Below are 3,596 nucleotides of genomic sequence, written 5' to 3' on the forward strand. Positions count from 1 at the left end.
GCGCAGGTCGTCGCGGACCTCGGCCGGCCAGCGGCGCGCGGCCAGCCCCAGCAGCAGCTCGGCGATCCGACGGGTCAGCATGCCGGCGCTCCGGTGGTTGCGCGCGTGGCGTTCACCCGTTCGCCGCTCGGGTGCCCGGGTTGGGCTTTCGGCTCGACGTGGACGTCCAGCCGGTGGCGCTGCGCGTCGCCCCCAGAGCGGCGGGCGCGAACCGGGCCGCCCGGATGGTGTAGGCGAGCGCGTACGGCATGCAGGCCAGGTAGAGCATGGGCTCCACCAGCACCCGGTTGGTGATCAGGAAGATCTCCCACTGGATCGGCCGGGGCAGGCCGAAGTTCCAGTCCGTCCAGCAGGCGAAGAGCCACAGCGGCGCGGAGATCGGGTCGACGCGTTCCCGTGCCTCGATCACCGGACCGGCGCCGATTCCGCCCGGGTAGGTGTCGACGACGGGGAGGATCACCGCGAGGTCGGCGGCGACGAGCGCGCCGAGGACGCCCACCCACCAGGCGGCGCGGAGGCGACCCCGGGCGGCGAGGCTCGCCGCGGCCCAGAGGGCGAGGGTCAGGCCGGCCAACCAGAGCAACAGACCGGGTACGGCGCCGGCCAGGCTCTCGGGACTGGTGACGCGCACGAACAGGATGACGGCCGCGCCGAGCGGGATGACCACGCCGAGCGCTATGCGCAACGGACTGGCGAGGGCGGTGTGCCGGGCCCAGCGGGCAGCGAACACCGCCAACACGACCGCCAGCACGATGACGACAGTCGTCCAGATCGGCTTCTGCGCCCGCTCCGCCCAACCTGCCCGGAACATCAACCAGTTGTAGACCGGGAACATCACCAACGCACCGACGGCCACGATCCCGACGCAGGCGATCGGGGACAGCAGTAACGCGGCGACAGTGCGGCCGGTTCGACCACGCATCAGGGTGCGGTCGACGAGCGGGGCACCGGCACGACTGACGGCGAGGCTCGCCGCGAAGCCGACCATCGTCGTCCAACGACCCGTCTCGGCGAGCACGTGCAGCTCGGCGGCCCATTCGCGGCGCAGGTCGTCGCGGACCTCGGCCGGCCAGCGCCGGGCGGCCAACTCCAGCAGCAGCTCGGCGGCCCGGCGGGTCACCACGCTGGCGCCCCGGTGGGTTCGGTGCCGCCCCAGGACGGACGACCGTCGGGGATCGCGGCCCGCAGCTCGGCGAGCGTCCGTCGGGCCTGCGCCACGCCTTCGGCGGTCAGCCGGTAGTAGCGGCGAGCCGGTCGGCCGGCCGTGGCGGGGTCGATCGCCTCCCAGTCGGAGGCCAGCCAGCCGGCCCCCTGCAGCCGGTGCAGCACCGGGTAGAGGGTGCCGCTGGGCAGGCCGGTCAGTCGCATCAGGTCCAGCCCGTAGTGCTGCTCGTCGGGCTCGGCGAGCAGCGCCGCGAGCACCTTCGCGACCGGAATCGTGATCCGCATCCGACCACTGTATCGGAACTCTACATAGGGTGGGAGCACCTTCTCCGCGCGTCGGTCGGGTGGGGCCGCATCGATCGTCGTGGCGTCGCCGCCGCACCGCGCGGTCGGCTGGCGGCGCGGCGGTCACGTAGTCTGGCGGACTTTGCTTCTTCCGAGGAGGTTGACGTGGCCGAGTACCCGCAGGACGTCGTGCAGCGCTTCCACGCCACCCCCGAACAAGTCGACGCCGGCCTGGTCGGCGAGCCGCCCCGGACCTGGGCGTCCATCGTCATCGAGGAGTACGACCCGGCCTGGGCGCAGCGATTCGCCGCCGTCCGCACGTCGATCGTCGAAGCGCTGGGCGACGTGGCCCTCGGTGTGGAACACGTGGGGTCCACGGCGGTGCCGGGGCTGGCGGCCAAACCGATCATCGACGTCGACCTCACCGTCGAGGACACCGCGACGGAGCCTGCCTATCTCCCCGCGCTGGAGCGGCTCGGGTACCGGCTCGTCCTGCGCGAGCCCTGGTGGCACGGGCATCGGATGCTCGTCGGCCCGGCCGAGGACGTCAACCTGCATGTCTGGCCGCAGGGCGCGCCCGAGCCGGTCCGGCACCGGCTCTTCCGCGACTGGCTGCGCTCGCATCCGGACGACCGGAAGCGGTACGCCGAGACCAAGCGCCGCCTCGCGCGCGACACGGCGCACCGGCCCCGCGACTACAGCCTGGCGAAGAACGACGTGATCGACGAGATCTACGCCCGCGTCTTCGCCGCCTGATGACCTCACGTCGCCGACGGCCACGCGCAGATCTTGGACAGTTTCCGTTACTACTAACGGAAAGTGTCCAAGATCGGGCGGTGGGCCGCGGGTGCAGACCGCCAGCCGACGGTCCGGGGTTGATCCCCCAATCGTGACGTTTCAGCGCGGCGGCTGCTGCATGATCCAGGTGGGCACCGGCTCGGACAGGGAGCCCACCACCTCCCAGCCGGCCCGGCGGTACAGCTCGACGTTGCCCGGGTTGCTGGTCTCCAGGATCGCCGGCAGGCCGTCGGCGGCGGCACGAGCCAGCCCGGCCCGCATGACGGCCCGACCCCAACCGCGTCCGGCGCTGTCGGGGTGGGTGCCCAGGACACCGAGATACCAGAACGGGTACGTCGGCAGGGCGTCGTGCACGGTGTCGTCGTAGCCCTGCACCCGGGCCAGCACGTCGGCCGGGTAGGGATCTTCCTTCGGCGACCCGGACACGACGGCCGGCACGATGCCCGGCTGCTCGACCGCCGGCGGCTCCCAGATGGCGGCGGACGCGCCGGCACCGATCGTCCAGATCGACGACCAGTGCACCCGCTTGTCGAAGAGGTTCCCGAAGAAGATGGCGGCGTAGCGCGGGTAGGTCTCCTCGTCCGGGAACAGGAACCGCAGCACGGGATCCTTGACGAACGCGGCGACCAGCGAACCGACCACCGCGTCGCGGTCGGCTGGGGTGGCGATGGTGATCTCGGGCGTTGTCACAGCAGTCGACCCTAGCCGGAAATGCGCCTTGACCCTGACACGGTGGCGGGCCGAAGACTGCTGCCATGAACCTCGATGACTACCGAAACCACTCCCCCTACAGCGCTCCCGGCCGGCACGGCGGGCTCCTCGACGCCGTGGCGACCGACATCCCCACCGTGGCGGCGACCGTCCGCAACGTGATCGTCCACTACCGGGCCGGCGGCGTGGAGCTGCCCGACGACCGGCTGGAGGAGGTGAACCACCGTTGGGTGGACCGCATCCTCGACACCGACCAGTCCCGTTTTCCCCTGCCGCTCACGAGCGGGCGCCCGGCAGCCGAACGGGTGGCCGGCTGCTGCCGGGACCACACACTGCTGTCGGTCGCGATCCTGCGCCAGCACGGCATTCCCAGCCGCAGCCGGGTCGGCTTCGCCTCCTACTTCACGCCCGGCTGGCATCACGATCACGTCCTGGTCGAGTACTGGAACGGCCACCGCTGGGTCTGGGCGGACCCGGAGCTCGACCCGGCTGGCGACTGGCGGTTCGACGGCTACGACATCGATCCGGGGGCGGGTCTCTTCGATTCGGCGGCGCGGGTGTGGTCGGCGTACCGGGCGGGGGCGACCGATCCCGACGTCTACGGCGTGGCTCCCGACCTGCCGGTCCACGGCGCCTGG

5 protein-coding genes are annotated in these 3,596 nt (G+C 71.9%); 2 read left to right on the forward strand and 3 right to left on the reverse strand.

Annotated features, from left to right (window positions below):
- Positions 1–112 precede the first annotated feature (112 nt).
- Together KBX53_RS26235 and KBX53_RS26240 are read right to left on the reverse strand one after the other, a co-directional pair.
- Entirely contained in the window at positions 113–1,123 is a 1,011-nt protein-coding gene (locus KBX53_RS26235) for a hypothetical protein (RefSeq protein WP_210862188.1), read from the reverse strand.
- Positions 1,117–1,449, reverse strand: a complete 333-nt coding sequence (locus KBX53_RS26240) for a PadR family transcriptional regulator (protein ID WP_210862190.1) — start codon at positions 1,447–1,449, stop codon at positions 1,117–1,119. The genes KBX53_RS26235 and KBX53_RS26240 overlap by 7 nt, the downstream gene beginning before the upstream one ends.
- A gap of 165 nt (positions 1,450–1,614) precedes the next feature.
- Between KBX53_RS26240 and KBX53_RS26245 the strand changes: the two genes are divergently transcribed.
- Entirely contained in the window at positions 1,615–2,205 is a 591-nt protein-coding gene (locus KBX53_RS26245; RefSeq protein WP_210862191.1) for a GrpB family protein, read from the forward strand.
- 141 nt (positions 2,206–2,346) lie between these two features.
- On the opposite strand, the gene KBX53_RS26250 is transcribed toward KBX53_RS26245, so the two are convergent.
- Positions 2,347–2,937, reverse strand: coding sequence for an N-acetyltransferase (locus tag KBX53_RS26250; RefSeq protein WP_210862193.1), 591 nt, complete (start codon positions 2,935–2,937; stop codon positions 2,347–2,349).
- A 65-nt stretch (positions 2,938–3,002) separates the two neighbouring features.
- Between KBX53_RS26250 and KBX53_RS26255 the strand changes: the two genes are divergently transcribed.
- On the forward strand, positions 3,003–3,596 hold a 594-nt coding region (locus KBX53_RS26255), incomplete at its 3' end, for a transglutaminase domain-containing protein (RefSeq protein ID WP_210862195.1).

It is taken from the genome of Micromonospora sp. M51, assembly GCF_018070305.1.
Classification (GTDB): domain Bacteria; phylum Actinomycetota; class Actinomycetes; order Mycobacteriales; family Micromonosporaceae; genus Micromonospora; species Micromonospora parva.